The 22,879-nt window shown below is 64.0% G+C and carries 20 protein-coding genes and 1 pseudogene; 13 read left to right on the top strand and 8 right to left on the bottom strand.

From position 1 onward, the window contains the following. Window positions 1-354: 354 nt before the first annotated feature. Window positions 355-942, bottom strand: a complete 588-nt coding sequence (locus ACR9YP_RS19385; protein WP_474220849.1) for a TetR/AcrR family transcriptional regulator — start codon at window positions 940-942, stop codon at window positions 355-357. Between the two features lie 565 nt (window positions 943-1,507). Here ACR9YP_RS19385 and purB point away from each other — a divergent pair. Then, complete coding sequence (gene purB, locus ACR9YP_RS19380) at window positions 1,508-2,815, top strand: adenylosuccinate lyase (protein WP_474220848.1); 1,308 nt, start codon at window positions 1,508-1,510, stop codon at window positions 2,813-2,815. Between the two features lie 168 nt (window positions 2,816-2,983). After that, window positions 2,984-4,156 (top strand): M20 aminoacylase family protein, encoded by a 1,173-nt coding sequence (locus ACR9YP_RS19375; protein ID WP_474220847.1) that lies wholly within the window; start codon window positions 2,984-2,986, stop codon window positions 4,154-4,156. 120 nt (window positions 4,157-4,276) lie between these two features. Here ACR9YP_RS19375 and ACR9YP_RS19370 read toward each other — a convergent pair whose 3' ends face one another. From ACR9YP_RS19370 to ACR9YP_RS19360, 3 genes are all read right to left on the bottom strand, one after another. Next, window positions 4,277-6,103 (bottom strand): caspase family protein, encoded by a 1,827-nt coding sequence (locus tag ACR9YP_RS19370; RefSeq protein WP_474221088.1) that lies wholly within the window; start codon window positions 6,101-6,103, stop codon window positions 4,277-4,279. Beyond that, window positions 6,103-7,905 (bottom strand): caspase family protein, encoded by a 1,803-nt coding sequence (locus ACR9YP_RS19365; protein WP_474220846.1) that lies wholly within the window; start codon window positions 7,903-7,905, stop codon window positions 6,103-6,105. Before ACR9YP_RS19365 ends, ACR9YP_RS19370 begins: the two co-directional genes overlap by 1 nt. 205 nt (window positions 7,906-8,110) lie before the next feature. Beyond that, the gene (locus ACR9YP_RS19360) at window positions 8,111-10,018 is read right to left on the bottom strand and encodes an acyl-CoA synthetase (RefSeq protein ID WP_474220845.1); all 1,908 of its coding nucleotides are present in this window, start codon (window positions 10,016-10,018) and stop codon (window positions 8,111-8,113) included. A gap of 249 nt (window positions 10,019-10,267) precedes the next feature. Between ACR9YP_RS19360 and ACR9YP_RS19355 the strand changes: the two genes are divergently transcribed. The 10 genes and pseudogenes from ACR9YP_RS19355 to ACR9YP_RS19310 all read left to right on the top strand — a co-directional run bounded on the left by ACR9YP_RS19355 (window position 10,268) and on the right by ACR9YP_RS19310 (window position 17,813). Next, the gene (locus ACR9YP_RS19355; RefSeq protein WP_474220844.1) at window positions 10,268-11,341 is read left to right on the top strand and encodes a SecDF P1 head subdomain-containing protein; all 1,074 of its coding nucleotides are present in this window, start codon (window positions 10,268-10,270) and stop codon (window positions 11,339-11,341) included. A gap of 250 nt (window positions 11,342-11,591) precedes the next feature. Further along, window positions 11,592-12,398 carry a Crp/Fnr family transcriptional regulator gene (locus ACR9YP_RS19350; protein ID WP_370988907.1) on the top strand — a complete coding sequence of 269 codons (807 nt, stop codon included), beginning with the start codon at window positions 11,592-11,594 and terminating at the stop codon, window positions 12,396-12,398. 187 nt (window positions 12,399-12,585) lie between these two features. Beyond that, window positions 12,586-13,383 (top strand): glutamate racemase, encoded by a 798-nt coding sequence (gene murI / locus ACR9YP_RS19345; protein WP_474220843.1) that lies wholly within the window; start codon window positions 12,586-12,588, stop codon window positions 13,381-13,383. A 61-nt stretch (window positions 13,384-13,444) separates the two neighbouring features. Further along, window positions 13,445-14,218 (top strand): HpcH/HpaI aldolase family protein, encoded by a 774-nt coding sequence (locus ACR9YP_RS19340; protein WP_091889011.1) that lies wholly within the window; start codon window positions 13,445-13,447, stop codon window positions 14,216-14,218. A gap of 25 nt (window positions 14,219-14,243) precedes the next feature. Beyond that, a pseudogene (locus ACR9YP_RS19335) lies at window positions 14,244-14,411 on the top strand (cupin domain-containing protein); the annotation flags it as partial. A gap of 105 nt (window positions 14,412-14,516) precedes the next feature. After that, window positions 14,517-15,284, top strand: coding sequence for an acyltransferase (locus ACR9YP_RS19330; protein WP_474220842.1), 768 nt, complete (start codon window positions 14,517-14,519; stop codon window positions 15,282-15,284). A gap of 199 nt (window positions 15,285-15,483) precedes the next feature. Continuing rightward, entirely contained in the window at window positions 15,484-16,101 is a 618-nt protein-coding gene (rpsD, locus tag ACR9YP_RS19325; RefSeq protein ID WP_438107207.1) for a 30S ribosomal protein S4, read from the top strand. A 114-nt stretch (window positions 16,102-16,215) separates the two neighbouring features. Beyond that, on the top strand, window positions 16,216-16,440 hold the full coding sequence (locus tag ACR9YP_RS19320; RefSeq protein ID WP_474220841.1) for a hypothetical protein: 225 nt from the start codon (window positions 16,216-16,218) through the stop codon (window positions 16,438-16,440). Next, window positions 16,419-16,709 carry a type II toxin-antitoxin system RelE/ParE family toxin gene (locus ACR9YP_RS19315; protein WP_474220840.1) on the top strand — a complete coding sequence of 97 codons (291 nt, stop codon included), beginning with the start codon at window positions 16,419-16,421 and terminating at the stop codon, window positions 16,707-16,709. Before ACR9YP_RS19320 ends, ACR9YP_RS19315 begins: the two co-directional genes overlap by 22 nt. A gap of 36 nt (window positions 16,710-16,745) precedes the next feature. Beyond that, window positions 16,746-17,813, top strand: a complete 1,068-nt coding sequence (locus ACR9YP_RS19310; RefSeq protein ID WP_474220839.1) for a threonine aldolase family protein — start codon at window positions 16,746-16,748, stop codon at window positions 17,811-17,813. A 32-nt stretch (window positions 17,814-17,845) separates the two neighbouring features. Here ACR9YP_RS19310 and ACR9YP_RS19305 read toward each other — a convergent pair whose 3' ends face one another. Genes ACR9YP_RS19305 through grxD form a run of 4 tightly spaced genes read right to left on the bottom strand, consistent with a single transcriptional unit; the run spans window position 17,846 to window position 21,321 of the window. Next, a complete protein-coding gene (locus ACR9YP_RS19305) occupies window positions 17,846-19,105 on the bottom strand; it encodes a serine hydrolase domain-containing protein (RefSeq protein WP_474220838.1) in 1,260 nt (419 codons plus the stop codon). 1 nt (window position 19,106) lies between these two features. Next, window positions 19,107-20,393 (bottom strand): serine hydrolase domain-containing protein, encoded by a 1,287-nt coding sequence (locus ACR9YP_RS19300; protein WP_474220837.1) that lies wholly within the window; start codon window positions 20,391-20,393, stop codon window positions 19,107-19,109. Window positions 20,394-20,439: 46 nt separating this feature from the next. Beyond that, window positions 20,440-20,991, bottom strand: coding sequence for an O-acetyl-ADP-ribose deacetylase (locus ACR9YP_RS19295; protein ID WP_474220836.1), 552 nt, complete (start codon window positions 20,989-20,991; stop codon window positions 20,440-20,442). Between the two features lie 3 nt (window positions 20,992-20,994). Continuing rightward, entirely contained in the window at window positions 20,995-21,321 is a 327-nt protein-coding gene (gene grxD / locus ACR9YP_RS19290; RefSeq protein ID WP_061883061.1) for a Grx4 family monothiol glutaredoxin, read from the bottom strand. Between the two features lie 250 nt (window positions 21,322-21,571). Between grxD and egtB the strand changes: the two genes are divergently transcribed. Next, entirely contained in the window at window positions 21,572-22,870 is a 1,299-nt protein-coding gene (egtB, locus tag ACR9YP_RS19285; protein WP_474221087.1) for an ergothioneine biosynthesis protein EgtB, read from the top strand. The last annotated feature ends 9 nt before the right edge of the window (window positions 22,871-22,879 follow it).

Raw genomic sequence — 22,879 nt, 5'->3', positions numbered from 1 at the left:
AAGGAGTAACGATCATGAGTAAGGGTCATCACAAAACAGTCGACCATCCCCCGATCATCACAGTAGGCGAACTCATTGACGAGCTTTGCCGCCTGCCGGACACCGCCGTCGTCCACTTCCGCTGCCCAATGCTCGATCAGGAACTCACATTCTACCGCCTTCGAAAGCGATCGAAGGACGTCGTCGAAATCGCGGTCAATGCATATCCGGAGAGTCCGCCGGTCGTGCCCTCGTCCGACCCTGCTTTCCACACGCGAAGACACCAGGCTTCCTCGCCCTCGCTTGGCGACGGCCCCCTGCTCCACAAGGCTAGAGGTTGATGAGCCGCACCGCTTTTGAAGGGATCCTGCGGCTTTAGGCCGCCTTCAGCCCACGCAGCAGCAGCGCCAGCGTCGCATCGACGCGCGCGGAGAGATCGGCATCCTTCCACTCGTCGGCATGGGCCGGATGGTGGAAGCGGACGGTGGCATCGAAGATGGCGCGCGCGGTGGTCTTGACGTCCTCCACCTCGAATACGCCCTGCTTAACGCCGTCGGTCAGGATCGCCGCGATCTGGTCGATCATGGTGTCCTTGTGACACTTGACGGCCGCACAGGCCTCGCGCGCCAGCGTCAGATAGGTCTGGAACATCTCGGGGTCGTCGAGCACACGCGAACGCTTGGCGGCGAACAGCATGCGCAGCCAGCGGTCGAGCCTGACAGGTGCGGGGCCCTGCTCCTCGGCGATCGCGCGCAACGGAGCGTCGATGCGGTCGAGCCAGCGTTTGGCAACGGCCTCGCGCAGCGAAGCCTTGCTCGGGAAATGGCGATAGACGCTGCCGTGGCTCACATCGAGCGCACGGGCAACGTCGACCACCGTGGCCTTGGCAAGTCCGAAGCGCCTGAGCACGTCCTCGGTGACTTCGAGGATCCGCTCCGGCGTCAAGACAATAGCTTCATTCATGCCAGCACCATGTTCCCGTTCAGGGCTCAGTTACCCGGCAGTAGGACCGCTTCCGAAGCGCCCTGGCCGGTCGTTCGGAAAGCCTATGCCTTAATGAGGCAGTTTTGCAGCCTGCGCCGCGATCTGGCGCGCCACCAGCAAATTGAGCCAATGCCCAATCACGCCGGTGAAATTGAGGATTTCGGTCGTCATTGTCTTAAGTCTCCATTCGTCCGCGGTCCCCGTTCTTCAATCCGCCCTCCGATCCGAGCTTGTTTCGGATGTCGGGCTCCCCGGGGCTTGTCGCGGGACGCCCAATCGGAGCGTCGGAGTACGGATATACACGTCTCGCTGACAGATTTCAATATCTGTCAGTCAATGATCCGTGATTGATAGCCAATTTTTGCTCCGGCGCGGGCTCGCCGCGCCCGACCGGTGGATAGTTGCCCCCGTACCCCGCTCCTTGGGCCGGATCGTTTGTTTCGCCCTCCCCGCTCTGCTAAATCGCGGCGTAAAAAGCATTTTGGCCGGAGCCCACGCCCCTAGCGTCGCAAGGGGTATCCCGCCCACCTCTTGGAGCCGTCAGATGATCCCCCGCTATACCCGCCCGGAAATGGCCTCGATCTGGGAGCCGCAGACCCGGTTCAAGATCTGGTTCGAGATCGAGGCGCATGCGGCGGACGCGCTCGCCGAGCTTGGCACCATCCCCAAGGAGGCCGCCAAGACCGTCTGGGCCAAGGCCAAGGACGCCACGTTCGACGTCGCCCGCATCGACGAGATCGAGCGCGAGACCAAGCACGACGTCATCGCCTTCCTCACCCATCTTGCCGAGATCGTCGGTCCCGAGGCGCGCTTCGTGCACCAGGGCATGACCTCCTCCGACGTGCTCGACACCTGCCTCAACGTCCAACTCACCCGCGCCGCTGACCTGCTGCTCGCCGACCTCGACAAGGTGCTGGCTGCCCTGAAGAAGCGTGCCTTCGAGCACAAGATGACGCCGACCATCGGCCGCAGCCACGGCATCCATGCCGAGCCCGTCACCTTCGGCCTCAAGCTCGCTTATGCCTATGCCGAATTCTCGCGCGCCAAGGAACGCCTGATCGCGGCGCGCAAGGAGGTCGCGACCTGCGCCATCTCCGGCGCCGTCGGCACATTCGCGCAGATCGACCCGCGCGTCGAAGCGCACGTCGCCAAGGCCATGGGCCTCGTGCCGGAGCCGATCTCGACGCAGGTGATCCCGCGCGATCGCCACGCGATGTATTTCTCGACACTTGGCGTGATCGCCTCCTCGATCGAACGCATCGCGGTGGAGATCCGCCACATGCAGCGCACCGAGGTGCTGGAGGCCGAAGAATTCTTTTCGGAGGGACAGAAGGGCTCTTCGGCAATGCCGCACAAGCGCAATCCGGTGCTGTCGGAAAACCTCACCGGCCTCTCCCGCATAGTGCGAGCCTATGTGACGCCGGCGCTGGAGAACGTCGTGCTCTGGCACGAACGCGACATCTCGCACTCTTCCGCCGAGCGCATGATGGGCCCGGATGCCACGGTGACCCTCGACTTCGCGCTGGTGCGCCTCGCCGGCCTGATCGACAAACTGCTGGTGTACCCCGCCAACATGCAGAAGAACCTCGACCGCCTCGGCGGCCTCGTGCACTCCCAGCGCGTGCTGCTGGCGTTGACGCAGAAGGGCGCCAGCCGCGAGGACGCCTACAAGCTCGTGCAGCGCAACGCGATGCCGGTCTGGCGCGGCGAAGGCGACTTCCTCCAGCTCCTGAAGAAGGACACTGAGGTGAAGAAGTATCTCACCGACGCCGAGATCGAGGAGCAGTTCGATCTCGGCTATCACCTCAAGCACGTCGATAAGATCTTCAAGCGCGTGTTTGGCGAGAGCTGATGACTGAACTTGCAGAGTTCTGTTTCACAAAGAAAGAACTCTCACGGGTTCACGTCACACGACTTGGAGATTCGCACGCGCGACATCAATGGGAATTTCATCGAAGATTAGATCGACTTCACCCGCCTAACGAACGCCAACTCCCAAAGAAAAACGGATCCCCGCCTCATGCCCATCGTCAACCGCATCGCCGCCCTGTCCGACGAAATGGCCGCCTGGCGCCATGACTTCCACGAGAACCCCGAGCTGCTCTACGAAGTCCACCGCACCGCCGGCATCGTCGCCGACAAGCTGCGCGAGTTCGGCTGCGACGAGGTGGTGACGGGCATCGGCCGCACCGGCGTGGTCGGCGTGATCCGCGGCCGCAAATCGACCTCCGACAAGACCATTGGCCTGCGCGCCGACATGGACGCGCTGCCGATCATGGAAACGTCAGGCGTGCCCTACGCCTCAAAAGTCCCCGGCAAGATGCACGCCTGCGGCCATGACGGTCACACCGCTATGCTGCTCGGCGCTGCCAAATATCTCGCCGAGACGCGCAATTTCGACGGTACGGCGATCATGATCTTCCAGCCCGCCGAGGAAGGCGGCGGCGGTGGCAAGGCCATGGTCGAGGACGGGCTGATGACGCGCTGGAACATCCAGGAGGTCTACGGCATGCATAACATGCCGGGCCTGCCCGAAGGCCATTTCGCAACCACCCCCGGCGCGATGCTCGCCTCCTCCGACAACATCCAGATCACGGTCCGCGGCAAGGGCGGCCACGCCGGCGCCGGACCGCATAAATCCGTCGACAGCGTGCTGATCGGCTCGCAGATAGTGGGCGCGCTGCAATCGATCGTGGCGCGCAATGTCGATCCGCTGAAGTCCGCCGTCATCTCGATTACGCAATTCCACTCCGGCACAGCCTTCAACATCATCCCCGAAATCGCCGAGCTCGCCGGCACCGTGCGCACGCTCGACCCTGAGGTGCGCGATCTCGTCGAGCGCCGCATCGGCGAAGTCGCCGACAGCGTCGCGCGAGCCTATGGCGGCTCGGCCGAGACGAAATACACGCGGATGTATCCGGTGACGATGAACCATGCGCGCGAGGCCGGCATCGCCGCCGAGGTCGCCCGCGACATCGTCGGCACCGATCGCGTCAACGACAAGCTCATCCCGATGATGGGCGCCGAGGATTTTTCGTTCATGCTGGAAGCGCGCCCCGGCGCGATGATCCTGGTCGGCATGGGCGACGGCAACGAGTGCCATCACCCGGCCTACGTCTTCAACGACAACATCCTCGGCCACGGCGCATCGTACTGGGTGCGCCTGATCGAGACGCGGATGCCGGCGGGGTAACTCAGCGAAGAGCACCCCCCTATCGAGGCCCGTGGCGTCTACGCCAAACCACAATACAGATAGTCCTGCCGGATTGGCGCGGCCTTGCCAGCCATGCCACCGCGAGGCTGTCGCTTCAGATCAGTTGCAAACCTCTCTCTGCTGTCCAATGCCGCCGCTCCCCTGTGATTGACCCGTACCAATCACTATCCGACACCCTCTTGCTGCAGGTCGGCAGCCCGCCTGGTTGCATAGCACCTGTTCTGAGGATTGGGTCTTTGGCGGTGTGGACTCGGTTCGTTTGCGCTCAACGTCGCGCTTCTTCGAATCTTCGCGCGTCGCGACCGGCTTCTTCTCCTGGATCTTCTCGCACTCATTGTCGTCGCTGACGCGGTAGCCCGGGCGACAGACGATCTTGGTGCAGGCGTCGCCGTCGGCCCTGAAGCCATGGTCGCAGACCAGCGGACAGATGCGTCCCGACTTGGCCTTCAAGGCATCGAGCACATCATCATTCGCAAGCTTCGCATCGAATTTCGTGCCGGCGTATTTGTTGAATAGTATGAGTGAGCGTTGCGCGGTCTCGCTCCAATCGGTATTCGTCTCAGCCTTCATGCAGCCGACGCGGCGCAGTTCGAGTTGGACCGATTTCGCGAGATCGCCGGGCGGCGGAGAATTGGACGGGGGCGACAGCGCAGCAACCTTCCCGATTTCGGCATCCGCGGCCTGCTTCGCCGCGGTCTCAGCCGCGGCCTTTTCGACTGCCTGCTTCTCCGCGAGCGACTTGGCGGCCGCGGCCTCCGCGGCCTTGCGCTCGCGTTCGGCCGCTCCAGCCTTTGCCTGCTCGATCTGCTTTTGCTTCTCCGCAGCGATCCGCGCATCTTCGGCGGCTTTCGCGGCGGCGGCAGCTTTTTCCAGCTCCGCCTTCCGAGCACGTTCTGCGGCGAGCTTCACCTTTTCCTGCTCGGCCAGCCGCGCCTTCTCCGTCGCCGCCGTGCGCTCCTCCTCGGCGGCAATCTTCTTTAGCTGCACGCGGGCGAGGTTTGCATAAAAGCCGTCCGGATAGGTCTGCAGGAATGCTTCCCAGGCGTCCCGCAACCCGGCCTGGAGTGCAAGCTCGTAGTCTCTGCGGACGCTGTCCTGCGGATTGGCCTGCGGGCCGGGCGCAGCAGGCTTGGTCGGGACCAACGCCACGTCGTCGCCGCCGAGCGAGCCGTAGACATAGGGCTCCTGCCTGTTGCCGGTGTTCTTCAGGACGTCGTCCCGCACGAAGCCGAACGCCTTGCGCAGATCGAGCCCGGGCTTCGGCAGATGATCCGACAATGCCACCGCAAACGGGCTGTTCCGGGAATCGCCATCCGAGGCGGTTGAGCCTGCCTTGGCTGCAAACGCGATCATCGTGTTGGGGCTGGTCGGCTCGACCTTGGCAAGCCCGCGCCCGATGGCGCGCGAGGCCACCGTACGCTTCATCGACTTCGCGAACGGATTGTCACGGCAGGCGTCGAGGATGACGAGCCGAAGCTGTTTGGCAGGCTCGATGCTCACCAGCACGCGATCGATCGGCAACGCCTCGTCGTAGACGTCGGTGTCGGTCTCGAGAGCGGCATCGGTCGGGATCAGATAGTTGGTGCCGTCCAGCTCCATGCCGTGGCCCGCATAGTAGATGACCGCGACATTGGCATCTCGCGTCCGCACGCCGAACTCGCGCAGCGCCTTGCGCATTTCAGAAGCATTCAAGTCCTGCCTGACGTCGACCGTGTCGAAGCCGGCTTTCCTCAGCATGGCGCCGATCAAGCCAGCGTCGTTCACCGGATTGGCAAGCTTCGGCACGCTCTTGTACGCGGAATTGCCGATGACGTGCGCGACGCGCTTGTCGGCGAGTGCTGGGCTGCAATCGAGACAGTCTGCAAGAACAAAAAAAGCAAGGGCCGTCAGTGCGAAGGAGCAAGTCCGAAAGGTGCGCTTCATCATCAGTTGCATATTTCGGCCGGTATCTTCACCGTAGGAGTGGCAGGATGATTGGCCGTTCCAAGCCGGCACCCCTTGGCAATCGGCCTGCATCCGGCGGCATTGCAGATCACTTGTCCCGAGGCTTGCGGTGCTGCCGGCGCGGTTTCAGTCTGTTTTCGGTCTGTGTCCCGCCTCCCCGAATCCTCGCGCGTCGCGACCGGCTTCTTCTCCGGCACCTTCTCGCATTCGTTGTCATCGCCAACGCGATAGCCGGCGCGGCAGGTGATCTTGACGCATTGATCGCCGTCGGCCTTGAAGCCGAAATTGCAAACCAGCGGGCAGACCCGTCCCGGCTTCGCCTTCAGCGCATCGAGCGCGTCGACGCTGGCGAGCTTCACGTCGAACTGGGTGCCGGCATATTTGTTGAACAGCGTCAGCGAGCGCTGCGCGGCGGATGTCCACTCGCCCTCTGCAGCCGACGTAAGACAGCCGACGCGGCGTAGTTCGCTCTGCACGGATTTTGTCAGATCAGCCGCGGATAATGTTGACGTCGGCGCCGGCGAGAGCGCAGCGACTTTCTGGTTTTCGACTTCGGGCATCTGCCGATCGGCAGCCGGCTTTGCGGCCTGCTCCGCTTTCTCTGCCGCCTGCTTGGCAGCGAGCTCGGCCTTAGCCTTCTCCGCCGCCTGCTTCTCGGCCAAGGCCTTCGCTGCTGCCGCCTCGGCAATCTTGCGCTGCTGCTCGGCCGCCTCGGCCCTCGCCTGCTCGATCTGTTTCTGCTTCTCCGCGGCGATGCGCGCCTCTTCGGCCGCCTTGGCCGCCGCGGCCGCCTTCGCCTGCTCGGCCTTCTGGGCACGCTCGGCGATGAGCCTTGCCTTTTCCTGCTCGGCCGCCTTGGCCCTTTGTTCAGCGGAAGCGCGCGTCTCTTCGGCCGCGATCTTGTTCAACTGGCCCTTGGCCAGATTGGCGTAGAAGCCATCGGGATACGCCGCTAGAAACGCCTCCCAGCCGTCGCGCGTGGCAAGCTGGAGCGCAAGTTCGTAATCCCTGCGAATGGCATCCTGCGGGTTTGCCTGCGGACCGGTTGCGGCTTGCTTCGCGACGAGGGGCACGTCGTCGCCGCCGAGCGAGCCGTAGACATAAGGCTCCTGCTTGTAGCTGGTCGCCTTGAGCACATCGTCGCGGACGAAGCCGAAGGCCTTGCGCAGGTCAAGTCCCGGCTTCGGCAGGTGCTCGACCAGTGCCGTAGCGAACGGGCTGTTTCTGGCATCGCCGTCGGACGCGGTCGAGCCTGCCTTGGCCGCGAAGGCAATCATCGTGTTCGGGCTGGTCGGCTCGACCTTGGCGAGGCCGCGTCCGATTGCGCGCGAGGCCAGTGTGCGCTTCATAGTCTTCGCGAACGGATTGTCGCGGCAGGCGTCGAGAATGATCAGGCGCAGCTGTTTGGCCGGCTCGACTGCGAACAGTGCCCGCTCGACCGGGATGGTCTCGTCGAGAACGTCGCCGTCCGTCTCCAGCGTGGCATCGGTCGGAATGAGATAGTTGTTGCCGTCGAGCTCGATGCCGTGACCGGCGTAATAGATCACCGCCATGTCTGCATCGCGCGACCTGCCGGCGAATTCGCGCAGCATGCGCCGCATCTCGCTGGCGCTGAGATCCAGCCTGACGTCCACGGAATCGAAGCCGGCCTTCTTGAACATGCCGCCGACCAGGGTGGCATCGTTGACGGGATTGCCGAGCTTCGGCGCGCTCTTGTAGGCGGAATTGCCGATCACGAGCGCCACCCGCCGGTCGGCATGCGCCGATCCGCAGGTAAGGCCCATCGCAAATATCAACAAAGCAAATAGCCGAAACGGAATCACTTGCGTCCCCCCGGATGCAATTCCACGAGACTATTCGGAAGCATCGCCGATTGCTAATTCTTCCTATGTGATGCCCATCACATAGGACGCCCTAATGGGGATATGGATAATGCGGCGCAGCGTCGCCCTGCTTTCGGACAGACGCCGAAGCCGTCTATCGGGGTCGCTACATCTGCACCACCTCGTGGCGCATCACGAACGGTGCAAGCAGCGCATGCACCTCGTTCGCGACTACCTCGCGCTGATCCGGTGGCAGGCCCGCAAGCGTCACAGTGGCGATCGAGCCGTGACTGCCATGGGCACCAACCCTGACCTTGCAATCGATGCCGCGCTCGACCAGCGGCGCCAGTACCTTGGTGAACACGCGCTCCGCCGCGTCCCAGCGCAGCTGCGGCTTGAACACCTTGCCGACGCCCGTCACCGGCATCGGATTGATCGGAATCACCTGCACCGGAACGGCGGCGCGCTCCGGCGTGCGGTCGCGCACCCACGCTTCGAGCTCGCCCGGCTCGACGCTCGCACCCGGCTTCAACTGCACGTAGCCCACCGGCAACTCGCCGGCATAGGCGTCGGGCTGGCCGACCACCGCAGCGAAGCCGACGGCGGGATGTCTGAACATGATCTCCTCGATCGGCGCCGGATCGATGTTGTGACCGCCGCGGATCACGAGGTCCTTGGCGCGGCCGGTGATCCAGAGATAGCCGTCGGCATCGAGCCGGCCGAGATCGCCGGAATTGACCCAGACCTCGTCGACGAAGGCGCCCTTGTTGTGCTCGTCGTTGAGATAGCCGCCGAACACGCCGGGCCCGGCCATGATGACGACGCCGATCTCGTCGGGCGCACAGTCGCCGATCAGGCGGCCATCGGCATCGAGTTGCACGATGCGCACGCGCGCGTAAGGCATGGGAAGGCCGACCGAGCCGAGCCGGATCGGCCGCGACGGATAGGCCAGGGTGTGCACACTCGAGGTCTCGGTCATGCCGTAGACCTCGATCACCGGCAGCTTGAGCTTGTCCTGGATCGCCGAGCCCACGGCGACGGGAATCGCCGAGCCGCCGCCGGCGGCATATTTCAAGCTGGAAATATCTGCATCACCCGCTGGCACCGCCAGCGTAGCGGCAAGCACCGTCGGCACGCTCGACAGCGCGTCGGGCCTGTAGCGCTCGACGAGCTGCCAGATGTTCTTCACCGCATTCGGATTGCGCCAGCCGCTCGGCGACAGCACGACCAGCGAGCCGCCACTCGACAGCGTCAGCAGCACCTGCGTCAACGATCCGCCGACGTGAAACAGCGGCATTCCGAACAGTAGATTGGAGCCAGGCTTCGCCTTCAGCAGCAGATTGAGCGCCCAGGCCTGATAGACCTGGTTGGCATGGGTGTGCCGCACCAGCTTCGGCGTGCCGGTGGTGCCGCCGGTGTGGAAATAGGCGGCGATGTCGGCACCCGAAATCTTGCGCCCGCTGACAAGCCGGTCCGACGGCTGCTGCTTGATCAGGTCGCCGAAGGCGAAGATGCCGTTGGCGGGATCGCCGCCGCCGAACACCTGCACGATGGCCTTGAGATGCTTCAGTTGCGGGCGGATCTGCTCGACCTTCTGCCAGATGTCGGTGCCGGGCATCGGCCCAAGCGCCACCAGGATTTTCGTGTTCGCGGCCTCCAGGATCTCCGCGATCTGGTGCGGCTCGAGCAGCGGGTTGACGGGATTGGCGATGCCCGCGGCTTCGGCGCCGAACAGCGTCACGAAGGCATCCGGCACGAGCGGCAGCATGAAGCTGATGACGTCGCCCTTCTCCGCTCCCAGTGCGTGAAACATGTTTGCGGCCTGCGTGACGCGCGCGATGAAATCGCGATACGTGACCACGACCGGCGTGTCGGCGGGATCGGCGTTTTGCAGGAACTGGATCGCCGCGCCGTCGGGGTTGCGCGCTGCACCCAGCCTGATCGCGTCATAGGTGCTCTCGGCCGCGACGCGATCGGCATAAGGAATCTGCTCGAAGGCCCGGACGTCCGCGTCCGTCAAGAAATCCGGATAGTCGTTGCCGATGAGCCGATCGAGCGCATGAATGCCCGCCATGGAATTTCGTCCTCCCTCAGATGCATGTCCCCGCCCCTGTCTTTTGACATTTTGGTTGGCGAGGCCTCGACCGATTTGCCGGTCGAGCGGGAACACAATGATGGATGATTTGGCGTTCGTCTATTGCCTACCGGCTGCGGCGGTCGCCCTCGATCCAGACCGAAATTGAACCTCCGCGCCCGATCCGGGGACCAAGAAACTGGCGCCGGCCTCCCCCGCCAGCGTCCTGCCGCAAGACTTGAGGTGATCATGCCTACGCATCTGCGGAACCCCATCACAAGGCTGCTCGTCGGACTCGCCATGGCGATCGTGCTGCCTCGCGTGGCGTTGGCCGACACTCAATTCGACAAGATGCGCGCCAAGGTCGCGGCTTTCGTCGTCGACAAGATGGAGAAGCTGGGCGGATCCCGCATCATCTACAAGGTGGACACTGATGGCTTGCGGGAGGCGGTCGTCACGGATCTGCGCGATGACGCCTACAAGATCCTGCGCGAGGGACGGATCGCCTTCTCCGGCCTTGCGATCCGCGACGGCGGCGTCGAAGTGAAGATCGCGGACGCCAAAGGTCGCGAACAGCTCACGCGCAAGCTCGCCTCGGCGGCGGAGGGGTTGCCCACGCACGCGCTCACCGTGACCGACGCCGGCGACGGACTGATCAGGCTTGCGCCGACCGACGCCGCATCCGCCGCACGGCTGCACGATCTCGTCGAAGATTCCATCGCCATGATCGAGCAGCGCCTCAAGGACGCCGGCATCACGCTCGCCAGCGTCCAGCCCGAGGGAACGGACCGCATCCGCATCTTCCTGCCGGGCGCGATGGAGCCCGAGCGCATCACCACGATCTTCGCGAAGAAGGTGCGGGTCAGCTTCCGCCTGATCGATCTCTCGATGCCGCCGGAGCAGGCGCGATCGGGCACGCCGCCCACTGGCACGGAAATCCTGCTCGGCTTCAAGGACAAGCTTCCCTATCTCGTTGCCAAGGACAGCGCGCTTGAGGGCGACGACATCAGCTATGCGGGACCGGGATTTACGAGCGACACGAAGGAGCCGATCGCCTCGTTCCGCTTCAACGGCCGCGGCACGCGGCGCTTCGCCCACATCACCGCAGAGAACATCGGAAGGCCCTTCGCCATCGTGCTCGACGACAGGGTGATCGCGGCTCCCGTGATCCGCGAGCCCATCACCGGCGGCTCGGGCCAGATCTCCGGCAACTTCACCCTGGAAGAGGCCAACAGCGTCGCCATGCGGCTGCGCGCCGGCTCGCTGCCAGGACGTCTTGGCCTCGTCGAGCAGCAGGTCGTACAACCCGCGGCCAAGCCATAAGGCGAAGATCGGGCCCCGCGGCGTCGGGCGTCCCAGGCCCATCCGCGCCGCCGAAGCCGCCCCGAATCACGGCCGCGTTGCGGGCCGACGCACAACCAAAGGGGCAATTGCCGAAACGCCCGATCAAGCTAAAATTTGCCTCTTGCGGCGTGACGGCCAAAGGCTTCATTTCAGGCGGCCGTCATTCGATTTCGGCTATACGTGTCGAGCATACCGACCAGGACTGAAGGCCTTACGCGGGGTTAGTACCATGCCGTCCGGCAGCGCAGACGTTTCCTCGATCCTCGACCGCATTCTCGATGCGGCAACGGACAACCTCAGGATCGCGAAGATCCTGGTCCAGATGGGCCTCGATCCAAACAACGTCACCTACGACGCGATCTTCAACCGGCTGCTGGAGATCTTCGTCCACAACATCACGCTGGCCAATCTGTTCGCCGCGGTCGGCGCCGTCTTCTTCGTCGCCACCCTGTTGATGCGGACGATGGTGCCGCTGCGCGTCGCCAACATGATCGGCTGCGCGTTGTTCGCCGTTTTCGGCGCGCTCTCCGCCAACGTCTCGACGTTCCTCCTGTATCTTCTGTTGCTGCCGATCAACGCCCTGCGGCTGCGGCAGATGCTCAAGCTGGTCAAGAAGGCGCGCCATGCCGCCGAGGGCGACATGTCGATCGAGTGGCTCAAGCCGTTCATGACCGAGCGCAAATATCGCCATGGCGATACGCTGTTCAGGCTGGGCGACCCCGCCAACGAGATGCTCCTCACGGTCACCGGAAAATTCCTGGTCAAGGAGATCAATGTCGAGATCGGGCCGGGAACTCTCATGGGAGAGCTCGGCTTTCTCACGCCGGACAACCGGCGCACCGGAACGATCGAGTGCATCGAAGACGGACAGGTGCTGACGATCACCTATGACCGGCTGCTCGAGATTTATTTCCAGGATCCGCAGTTCGGTTATTACTTCCTGGTGCTGACCAGCCAGCGCCTCCTACAAAACATCGATCGCCTGCAGAAGCAGCTCGCCACGGAGCGGGCGGCCACCACGAACAGGATCGCGTGACCGCCCCGGCTCTACGCCGCAACGCCAAAGACGTTGCGGCCCGCCTGGGACACGATGGCTCCCCGGAATTTTGCGGATATGTCCGCGTCCGCAGCGCATTCGACCCGTCCAGATTGGCGCTGGGGCGGTCCCGCCGCAAAACCGCCCTAAAAACCGAATGGTAACCATGGCGCCTTAAGGTAATGACGTGACCAACTCCCCGACCATCCTGGTGTTCGATTCCGGCCTTGGCGGACTCACGGTGCTCCGTGAGGTCGTCGCCGCACGCCCGGACGCGCATTACGTCTATGTCGCCGACGACGCCTTCTTCCCTTACGGCCACCATGGCGAGGACGAGATCATCGCCCGCGTGGTACCGTTGATGGGTGAATTGATCGGTACGCATGATCCCGACCTCATCGTCATCGCCTGCAATACGGCATCCACCCTGGTCCTGTCTCACTTGCGCGCCGCTTATTCCGTACCCTTCGTCGGCACGGTGCCGGCGATCAAGCCGGCCTGCGCGCAGTCGAAGACCCGCCGCGTCTCGGTGCTTGGCACCAAGGGCACGGTGAAGCGGGAATATACCAAAGCTCTGATCCGCGATTTCGCGCAAGGATGCGAGGTGACTCTGGTCGGCTCACCCGAGCTTGCCTCGCTGGCTGAAGCCGAGCTCAGCGGCGCTCCGATCAGCGACGAGGCCATCCTCGCCGAACTCGCTCCCTGTTTCGTCGGCGACGCCGGGGATGCGACATCGCGCACCGACACGGTGGTGCTCGCCTGCACGCATTATCCGCTGCTGCTCGACCGGCTGAAACGGCTGGCGCCCTGGCCGGTCGAGTGGATCGACCCTGCGCCCGCGATCGCCCGCCGCGTCTCGGATTTGCTTGGCCCGCGGATCGGCGGCATCGTACAGTCCGGCGCCGAGATGATCTTCACCTCGAACCGCGTGCATGGCCTTTCGGCGATGCTCACGCCGTTCTTCGGCGGCCGCGCCCTGGCCTGACTTTGCGCGGCAACGGCGCGCTGCTAGGCTTTGCCGTCGTCACCTTGCCGCAGGCCTTCCCATGTCGGTCCCCTCCACACCACTCAACCGTCTCCGCCAGCTCTGGCGCGAGGGGCGCCCCGCCTTCGGCGCGATCGCGACGATCCCGAGCGTGCAGATGGTGCAGATCATGGCGCGCTCGCTCGACTGGATCATCGTCGATCTCGAACATGGCCCGATTGGATTGACCGAAGCACATGCGATGATCGCCGCGACCACGGGCACGCCATGCACGCCACTGGTTCGGATCGCCGCGAACGAGCCATGGCTTGCGAAAGCACCGATGGACATCGGTGCCTTCGGCATCAACTTCCCGATGATCACCAACCGCGACGACGCCGAGAAAGCGGTGCGCAGCGTGCGCTATCCGCCGCGCGGCGATCGTCTCTGGGGTCCCTTCCACGCGCCGTTCCGCTGGGGCCAGTCGATGCCGGACTACATGGCCAGCGCCGACGACGAGATGATCTGCATGATCACCATCGAGCATGTCGACGCCGTCAATCGCATCGACGAGATCATGGCAACGCCGGGAATCGACGTCGCGGTGATCGGTCCCGGCGATCTCGCGACGTCCATCAACAAGCGCGGGCAGATGGACGATCCGGAGCTGCTCGAGCTGGTCGCCCGCGCGGAGGCGGGCATCCTCAGAAGCGGCGTACCGATCGGGGGCGTGGCGCGCACCGCCGACCAGGCCAACGCCCTGATCGACCGTGGCTACCGCGCCATCGCGCTCGGCTTCGACTGGTCGCTGTTCCAGCGCGGCATCATGGCCGCGTTCGAAGGGATCAGGCGCTGAACAAGCCGATCTCGGCCTTGCCGGAAACCGGGCACTGCTAGGGTCGTTCCACAAACATCTGAAGGCCGGCGATTCCTACCAGATTCCGGCAGGCGCCGTGCGCGACGCCAATACCCTTGGTAACAAGTCGTTGAAATTGTTTGAAATTTACGTCACCGACAAGACCAAGCCCCTGGCCTCGCCGGCGCCCTGATGCGACGAACCGACCGAGCCCAAGCGGGTTGGTTCGTGCTAGATCACGCGGCGAGCGGATGACCCGCTCGCTGCACATATTTTAATCTGCGGGAACCGGAGACCAATGCGCGGGACGCCCAAGACCATCTCGCTGCGACGCCGCCTGATTTGCGACCTCATGCGCGCCTCGATGGGCGTGCCCTTCGTCTCGCTCTCCCGTTCGCTTGATATCCGCCCCCTGCTCGAATCCCGCGCTGGCGCGATGGCGCCTGCCGGCTGGGCGGCCATGTTCGTGAAGGCCTTCGCCCTGGTCGCCAAGGACGAGCCGATCCTGCGGACCGTCTATGCCAAATGGCCCTGGCCATCGCTCTACGAGCTGCCGAAGAGCGTCGCGCTGGTCGCCATCGCCCGGGTCGAACGGGGCGAGGAATGCGTGCTGCCGCAGCGGATATCGGGCCCGGAAGCCCTGCCATTGGGCCAGATCGACGCCGAGATCCGACGCGCCAAGACGGCGCCGGTCGAGGACGTCCCGATGTTCCGCAAGATCATGCGGGCGACCCGCCTGCCCCTGCCGCTGCGGCGCCTGTCCTGGGCGGTGGGGCTGAATTTCGGCCGGCAGCGCGGCAACTGGTTCGGCAGCTTCGCGGTAAGCTCGGTGGCCGCCTATGGCGGCGGCGAGCTCCACCCCATCACGCCGGGCCCCTTCGTCATCAGCTATGGGGTGGTCGAGGCAGACCAGACCATCCATGTCGTGATCCGCTGGGACCACCGGGTGACGGATGCCGCCCCGATCGCCCGGGTCCTGACCCGGCTGGAACAGGTCCTCAACACTGAAATCGCTGCCGAATTGCGGGCAGCCGGCCCCAAGCCCATCCGGGCAGTAAGGACCTGATTCCGGGGGCATTCGCATTGACAGCGAACCCCAAACTCCCCTAAAAGCCGCCTGCTCGCGGGCCGATTTCGGCCCGCGAAGCGTTTCGCGACCCGTGGTCCTGTCCCTTAAGCTTTGGGGATCGGACCTGTCGGTGCCGGGCCTGGCCCGTCACACAGGAGGGCGCGTTTCCTCAAACCATGCAACCGAAGAGGACGCGATGACTAAGCGCAGTGAGGCGAAGTACAAGATCGATCGCCGTATGGGCCAGAACATCTGGGGCCGCCCGAAGAGCCCCGTGAACCGCAGGGAATACGGCCCGGGCCAGCACGGCCAGCGCCGCAAGGGCAAGCTCTCCGATTTCGGCGTGCAGCTCCGTGCCAAGCAGAAGCTGAAGGGCTACTACGCCAATATCAGCGAGCGGCAGTTCCACGGCATCTACGTGGAAGCCAGCCGCCTCAAGGGTGACACCGGCGAGAACCTGATCGGCCTGCTCGAGCGCCGTCTCGACGCGGTCGTGTACCGCGCCAAGTTCGTCTCCACCATCTTCGCCGCGCGCCAGTTCATCAACCACGGCCACATCAAGGTGAACGGCCGCAAGGTCAACATCTCGAGCTACCAGCTCAAGGTCGGCGACGTGATCGAGGTCAAGGAAGCCTCCAAGCAGCTCGCTCACGTGCTCGAAGCCAGCCAGCTCCCCGAGCGCGATGTTCCCGACTATCTCGAAGTCGACCATGGCAAGATGATTGCGAAGTACGCGCGCATCCCCGGCCTCTCCGACGTGCCGTTCCCGGTGCAGATGGAGCCGCATCTGGTCGTCGAATTCTATTCGCGCTGATCGTTTCGGCAGATCGACGTTCAAAGGCCCCGGTTTCCGGGGCCTTTTTCGTTTCAGGCCGCCACTCCCCTGTCTCATCCCATCCGTGTTATGCTTGCACTAACGGAGTTCATCATGACGCGTCTGGAAGAGGCCTTTAGCAAGGTTTCCGGCCTGTCCGATTCAGAGCAGGATGAGTTGGCGCGAGCGCTGCTTGAACTCGCCGGAGTCGATCAACCTCCGATCCAGCTGACGGCGGCGGAAGAGGCGGATCTCGCCGAGGCCGAAGCTGAAATCGCCCGCGGTGAGCTGGCTAGCGCCGATGAAGTTCGCGCGATGTGGGCCAAGCACGGGCTGTGAAGGTCCGTTACACGAAGCGGGCGCTTGCCCAGATCGACGTATATCGAAGCGCGCTCGCCCCAGGAGCAGGCCACGTCCGCGACCGCATTGTCGCGCTTATCGCGCTGCTTCAGGACCATCCTTATGCAGGGCGGCAGACCACTCGTGCATACGTCCGCCGCTTGCCAGTCAACCCTTATCCTTATCTGATCGATTATCGTGTGACCGAGACAGAAATCGTTATTATGCGGTTTCGTCACGCCGCCCGGCGTCCACCTAGAACTCGCTGACCGCGAGCGAATGCCAATCCCTCAGGGAGCAAGTTGATGCTCTACACCCCTCCCCCCGTCGATCCCAAGGCGCCCCCGGTGCGCATCAACCTGCTCTCGGACACGCAGACGAAGCCAACCGCTGCGATGCGCGAGGCTATGGCGCGGGCGGAGGTCGGCGACGAGCAGGTCGGCGATGACCCGACGGTAAACGCGCTGTGCGAGCGCGTAGCCGATCTGCTCGGCAAGGAAGCCGCGGTATACATGCCGTCGGGCACGATGTGCAACGTCACCGCGACGCTGGTGCATTGCCGTCCCGGCGACGAGATCCTCGCGCACGAGACCGCGCACATCATCGCCCGCGAAGGCGGCGCGCATGCGGCGATCGGCGGCTTCCAGGTCACGCAGCTGAAGGGCGCCGACGGCCAGTTCACACCCGACACATTGCGCAGGGCGCTGCATCCGCGGACGCGCTACCAGCCGCCGCAGACCGTCGTCAGCGTCGAGCAGACCGCCAATATCGGCGGCGGCACGATCTGGAAGAAGGCCGCGCTCGACGAGATCGTCGCGATCGCCAAGCAGCACGGCCTCATCACGCACATGGACGGCGCGCGCCTGCTCAACGCCACCGTGGCGAGCGGAATCTCGCCGCGCGACATGACCGCCGGATGGGATTCGGCCTGGATCGACTTCTCCAAGGGCCTCGGGGCGCCGATCGGCGGCGTGCTCGCAGGCTCACGCGCCTTCATCGACGCGGTGTGGCAATGGAAGCAGCGCCTCGGCGGCTCGATGCGGCAGGCCGGCATCTGCGCCGCTGCCTGCATCTACGCTCTCGACCATCACGTCGATCGCCTTGCCGACGACCACGCCAATGCGCGGGCACTGGCTCGCGGGCTCTCGCAGATTTCTGGCATCGAGGTGCAGGAGCCTGAGACCAATCTGGTGTTCTTCAAGCCGGACGGCGCCGGCGTTGCTGGCGACAAGATGGTCGCAGCGCTGCGCCAGCGCGGCGTGACGCTTGCGATGATGGACGGCCGCATCCGCGCCTGCACCCATCTCGACGTCAATGCGAGCCAGATCGAGGAGACGATCGGATACGTCAGGGAGATCGTGCGCGGAGCGTAAGTCAGGTGGCCCGAGGGGCGTAATGGTCGAGCTTACCGCCCCATCGCCTGATAGATCAGCGTCTTCAGCGCCAGCTGGATCCGGCCGCGCTGTGAGGGGGTCTGCACCATGAAGATCCCGAACAGATCGTCTTCGGGATCGATGAAGAAGAACGTGCCGCCGACGCCGTCCCAGCGATACTCGCCAAGCGGCCAGGAAGTCCCCGGCGGCACCGAGGTGCGTACGGCAAAGCCGAGGCCGAAGCCGGAGCTGTCGCCCGGGTAATAGTTCTGGTCGCGCGCGATCTTCGTCTCAGGTCCGATGTGATCGGATGCCATCAGCGCGATGGTCTCGGGCTTGAGATAACGCCGTCCCTCGTAGATGCCGCCATTCAGCAGCATCTGCGCAAAACGGGCGTAGTCGCCGATCGTGCCGACCATGCCGCCGCCGCCCGATTCCCACTTCGACGGCCGCCTGATGTCGCGAACCGGCGTGGTCGGGTTGATGTTGCGGTCCTCCGGCATCGGCTCGGCAACGCGCGGGAATTTGGCGGGATCGGCGACGAAGAACGCGGTCTCGGTCATGCCGAGCGGATCGAGCAGCCGCTCCTTCTCGAACTGGAGCAGCGTCTTGCCGGAAGCGACCTCGATGACGCGGCCGAGCACGTCGGTGGAAAAGCCGTAATCCCACGCGGTGCCCGGCTGCTCGACCAGCGGCAGCGTGGTGATCTTCGCGACGAAGTCGGCATTGCTCAGATTGCTTTGGAACAGATTGGCCTCGGCATAGAGCTCGCGCACCATGCCGCCACCATGATAGCCATACGGCAGACCCGAGCTGTGGCGCAGCAGGTCCTTGATCGTGACGGGACGATTCGGCGCTTCCAGCACCAGCGCGACCTTGCCGTCCTCGGCCTTCGTCTCGACGCCGACCTTCATCTTGGCGAAGGCCGGAATGTATTTCGAGACGGGATCGTCGAGCGAGAGTTTGCCCTCCTCGACCAGCATCATCGCCATGACCGAGGTGATCGGCTTCGACATCGAATAGAGGCGGAAGATCGTGTCCGCGCTCATCGAGATCTCGGTCGCGACGTCACGGACGCCGAAATTCTCGTAATAGACCGGCTTGCCATGCTGCTGGAGCAGCAGGATGGCGCCGGGAATCTTGCCGGTGGCGATCTCGTTCCGGATGTAGTCGGAGACCTTTGCGAGGCCTTCAGGCGAGAATTTGTGCGCGGCGCGCTCGGAGCCTGCACGCGCACCGACCACGCCAAACAGAACAATGAGCGCCGCGATCAGCGCGCGGCGCCCGCGCACATCACTTCTCCATGGATTCATAGACCAACTGCTTCAATGTCCGTTGTACGCGCTGGCGCTCAGTAGGAGTCTGCTCCAGGAGGACGAAGAACATGTCCTGCTTGGGGTCGATCACGAAATAGCAGCCGGAGGCGCCGTCCCACTTCAATTCGCCGAGATCGCCGGGTGGCGGCGGCTTGGCATTGCCGGGATCGGTGCGGACGGCGAGGCCGAGGCCGAAGCCAAAACCGTCACCGGGGAAGTAGAAATAGTCACGGTCGACTCCCGATTTCGGGCCGACCTGATCGGTCACCATCAGCTTGAATGTCTCGGGCTTGAGGATGGTCTTGCCGTCGAGGCTGCCGCCGTTGAGCAGCATCTGCGCAAAGCGCTCATAGTCGGCCATGGTCGTCACCATGCCGCCGCTGGCGAATTGGATTTTCTTGACGGTGGTCGGATCGTTGATCCGGCCGACCCGGAAATCGCTGTCGTTCGGCACCGGCTGCGCCAGGAGCTTCTGCTTCTCGGGGGCCGTAACGAAGAAACCGGTATCGACCATGCCGAGCGGGTCGAGCAGCTTTTCCCGCATGATGTCGATCAGCGGCTTGCCGGCCGCGATCTCCATCACACGCGCCAGCACGTCGGTGGAATGGCCATATTGCCAAAGCGCACCCGGCTGGTTGTGCAACGGCAGTTTTGCGATCCGCTCGGCGAACTCGGCAAGGTCGAAATCGCCGGCATAGATATTGGCCTCGCGATAGGCTTTGCGCACCAGACTGTCGCCATAGAATCCATAGGTGATGCCCGAGGTGTGGCGCATCAGGTCGAGCACGGTCATCGGCCGGTTGGGCGGCACCAGTTCGAGCGACTTGCTGCCGTCCTCCGCCTTCTTCTCGACGCCGACCTTCACATTGGCGAAGGACGGGATGTATTTCGAGACGGGATCGTCGAGCTTGACCTTGCCATCCTCGATCAATCGCATCGCGACCACCGAGGTGATCGCCTTGGTCATCGAGAACAGGCGGAAGATCGTCTTGTCGGTGATCGGCGCCTTGCTGACCACGTCCTGCACGCCGAAGGCTTCGTGGTAGACCGGCTTGCCGTGCTGCTTGATCAGCACGGTGGCGCCGGCGATCTTGCCGGTGACGACCTCGTTCTTGAAGAACTCGCTGACCTTCGCGAGCTTGTCCTGGTTGAAATGCGCGCCGGCCGGAATCTCGTAGGTGCCCTCCGCGTGCGCGGACGACATCGCGCCAAGCGACACCACCGCGCCGCAGACCAGCGCACGCAGTCCAGACTGTGAAATCATACCCCCTCCCCGGAACATGGTCCGGCGGAGTGTACTGACCGCGTCGTCACGCACAAGGGCTGCCGTACCGCGTCAACACGTCCATGTGAAGGGCGGCGCTTCGCTCCGAGAAACAACAGAATATGACGCGGCTGACCGAGGGCGCGGCCGGCAGCGTGTCGATGGTCGTATGAACCGCAATCTTCGCGGCCTGGCCGGCCGGGAAACGATAAACGCCAGTGGAGATCGCGGAGAAGGCCAGCGAGGTCAGCCCATTGGCCTGACAGAGCTCGAGCGCGCGACGATAGCACGAGCGCAGCGCCTCCGCCTCGCCGTGGCTGCCGCCATGCCAGACGGGGCCGACCGCATGGATCACATGGCGCGCGGGCAGAAGGTAGCCGTTGGTGATCTTGGCATCGCCGGTCGGGCATCCTCCGAGCGTCCGGCACTCGGCGAGAAGCTCGGGACCGGCAGCGTCGTGGATCGCCCCGTCGACGCCGCCTCCGCCAAGGAGAGACGAATTTGCGGCGTTGACGATGGCGTCAACGCCGAGCGTGGTGATGTCGGCAACGATGACCTCGAGCTCGGCGCCACTGACCCGGCGCGTCAGCTGGGCCATGCATCAAGCCGCGACGACGACGCCCTTCTCGGAGAAGAGCTGCTGCAATTCGCCGGCCTGGAACATCTCGCGGACGATGTCGCAGCCGCCGACGAACTCGCCCTTCACATAGAGCTGCGGGATGGTCGGCCAGTTCGAATATTCCTTGATGCCGTTGCGCAGCTCGGCGGATTCCAGGACGTTGAGGCCCTTATAGCCGACGCCGATATGGTCGAGGATCTGGACGACCTGGCCGGAGAACCCGCACTGCGGAAATTGCGGCGTGCCCTTCATGAACAGAACCACGTCGTTCGACTTCACTTCGTTGGCGATGAATTCCTCGATGCTCATTTCCATGTCCTTCCGGGGCGGAGCCCCCACCAATTGTCTCGGGCCAGCTCAGCCGATCTAACCCGACATCTACCCATATATGTAGCCCAAACCGTTGTGCATCCAAAGTAAAATGGCGGCGAAGGGCCCTCGTCCTGGACTTGGGCGGCCGGTCTGAGCCCCGCCGGTCCATAGGCTGATGACATCAATATCATCGCCGGAGAGGACTTTCATACCGTAACGGAGCCCCTATCTAGGACGAACCTTGGTTTTGGAACCGGGTAGCGCCAACAACGTTCTCTTGTCCTGTCTGGAGAAAAACGTGACGAAACAAGCCTCCGCTACGGCCGCCGCCCCGCTTTCGTCACCGTCCTCCGACCCGGGCAAGCTCGCCCAGCGGCTGGCAGACGCGTTTCTCACCGTCCGCAACGAGACCGAACGCCGGGCGGCGCCACTCTCGCCAGAGGACCAGCAGACCCAGTCCATGCCGGATGCGAGCCCGATCAAATGGCACCGGGCGCATACCACCTGGTTCTGGGAGCAATTCCTGCTCGGCGAGCACTGTCCGGGCTACCGGCCCTTCCACCCCGATTTCGCATTCCTGTTCAATTCCTATTACGTCAGCGCCGGCCCGCGTCATGCTCGGCATCGCCGCGGCGACATCACCCGTCCCAGCGCCGACCAGGTCGGCGCCTATCGCAGATATGTCGATGCGGCCGTCGTCAAATTCTTCCAAGAAGCGGACGCGGCCAAGCTGCGTGAGATCGCGCCGCTGGTCGAGGTCGGGCTCAATCACGAGCAGCAGCATCAGGAATTGATGTTCACCGACATCCTGCACGCCTTCGCACAGAATCCGGTCTCCCCGGCCTATGATCCGGACTGGCGCTTCCCGGGCGCGACCCGTGCCGGCGAGGATTGGCTGTCTCTGAACGAAGGCATCCACACCGTTGGCCATGTCGACGACAGCTTCCATTTCGACAACGAGAAGCCGGCGCATCGCGCCCTCGTTGGCCCGGTCAAGATCGCCCGCCATCTCGTCACCAACGGTGAATGGCTCGCCTTCATGCGCGACGGCGGCTACCGGACTGCAACGCTGTGGCTGATGGACGGCTTTGCCACGGTGAGCAACGAGGGCTGGGAGGCTCCGGGCCACTGGCGCGAGGTCGATGGCACGTGGCACGTGATGACGCTTGCCGGCCTCAAGCCGATCGATCCGAACGCGCCGGTCTGCCACGTCAGCTATTACGAGGCGGACGCGTTCGCCCGCTGGATCGGAAAACACCTGCCGACCGAGATGGAATGGGAGGTCGCGGCGCGCACCGGCCAGCTCAACGATGCCTTCGGCATCGTCTGGCAGTGGACCCGCTCTTCGTACGCGCCGTATCCGGGCTACCGCGCCGTCGAAGGCGCGCTTGGCGAATACAACGGCAAATTCATGGTCAACCAGCTGGTGCTGCGCGGCTCCTCGCTTGCAACCCCTGAAGGCCACAGCCGTATTACCTATCGCAACTTCTTCTATCCGCACCACCGCTGGCAGTTCACGGGGCTGCGGCTCGCCGACTACGACTAAACATTCCGA

It is taken from the genome of Bradyrhizobium sp. BR14999 (assembly GCF_056106085.1).
Note: the sequence above shows the minus strand (reverse complement) of the source record. Positions and strands in the feature narration are given on the sequence as shown.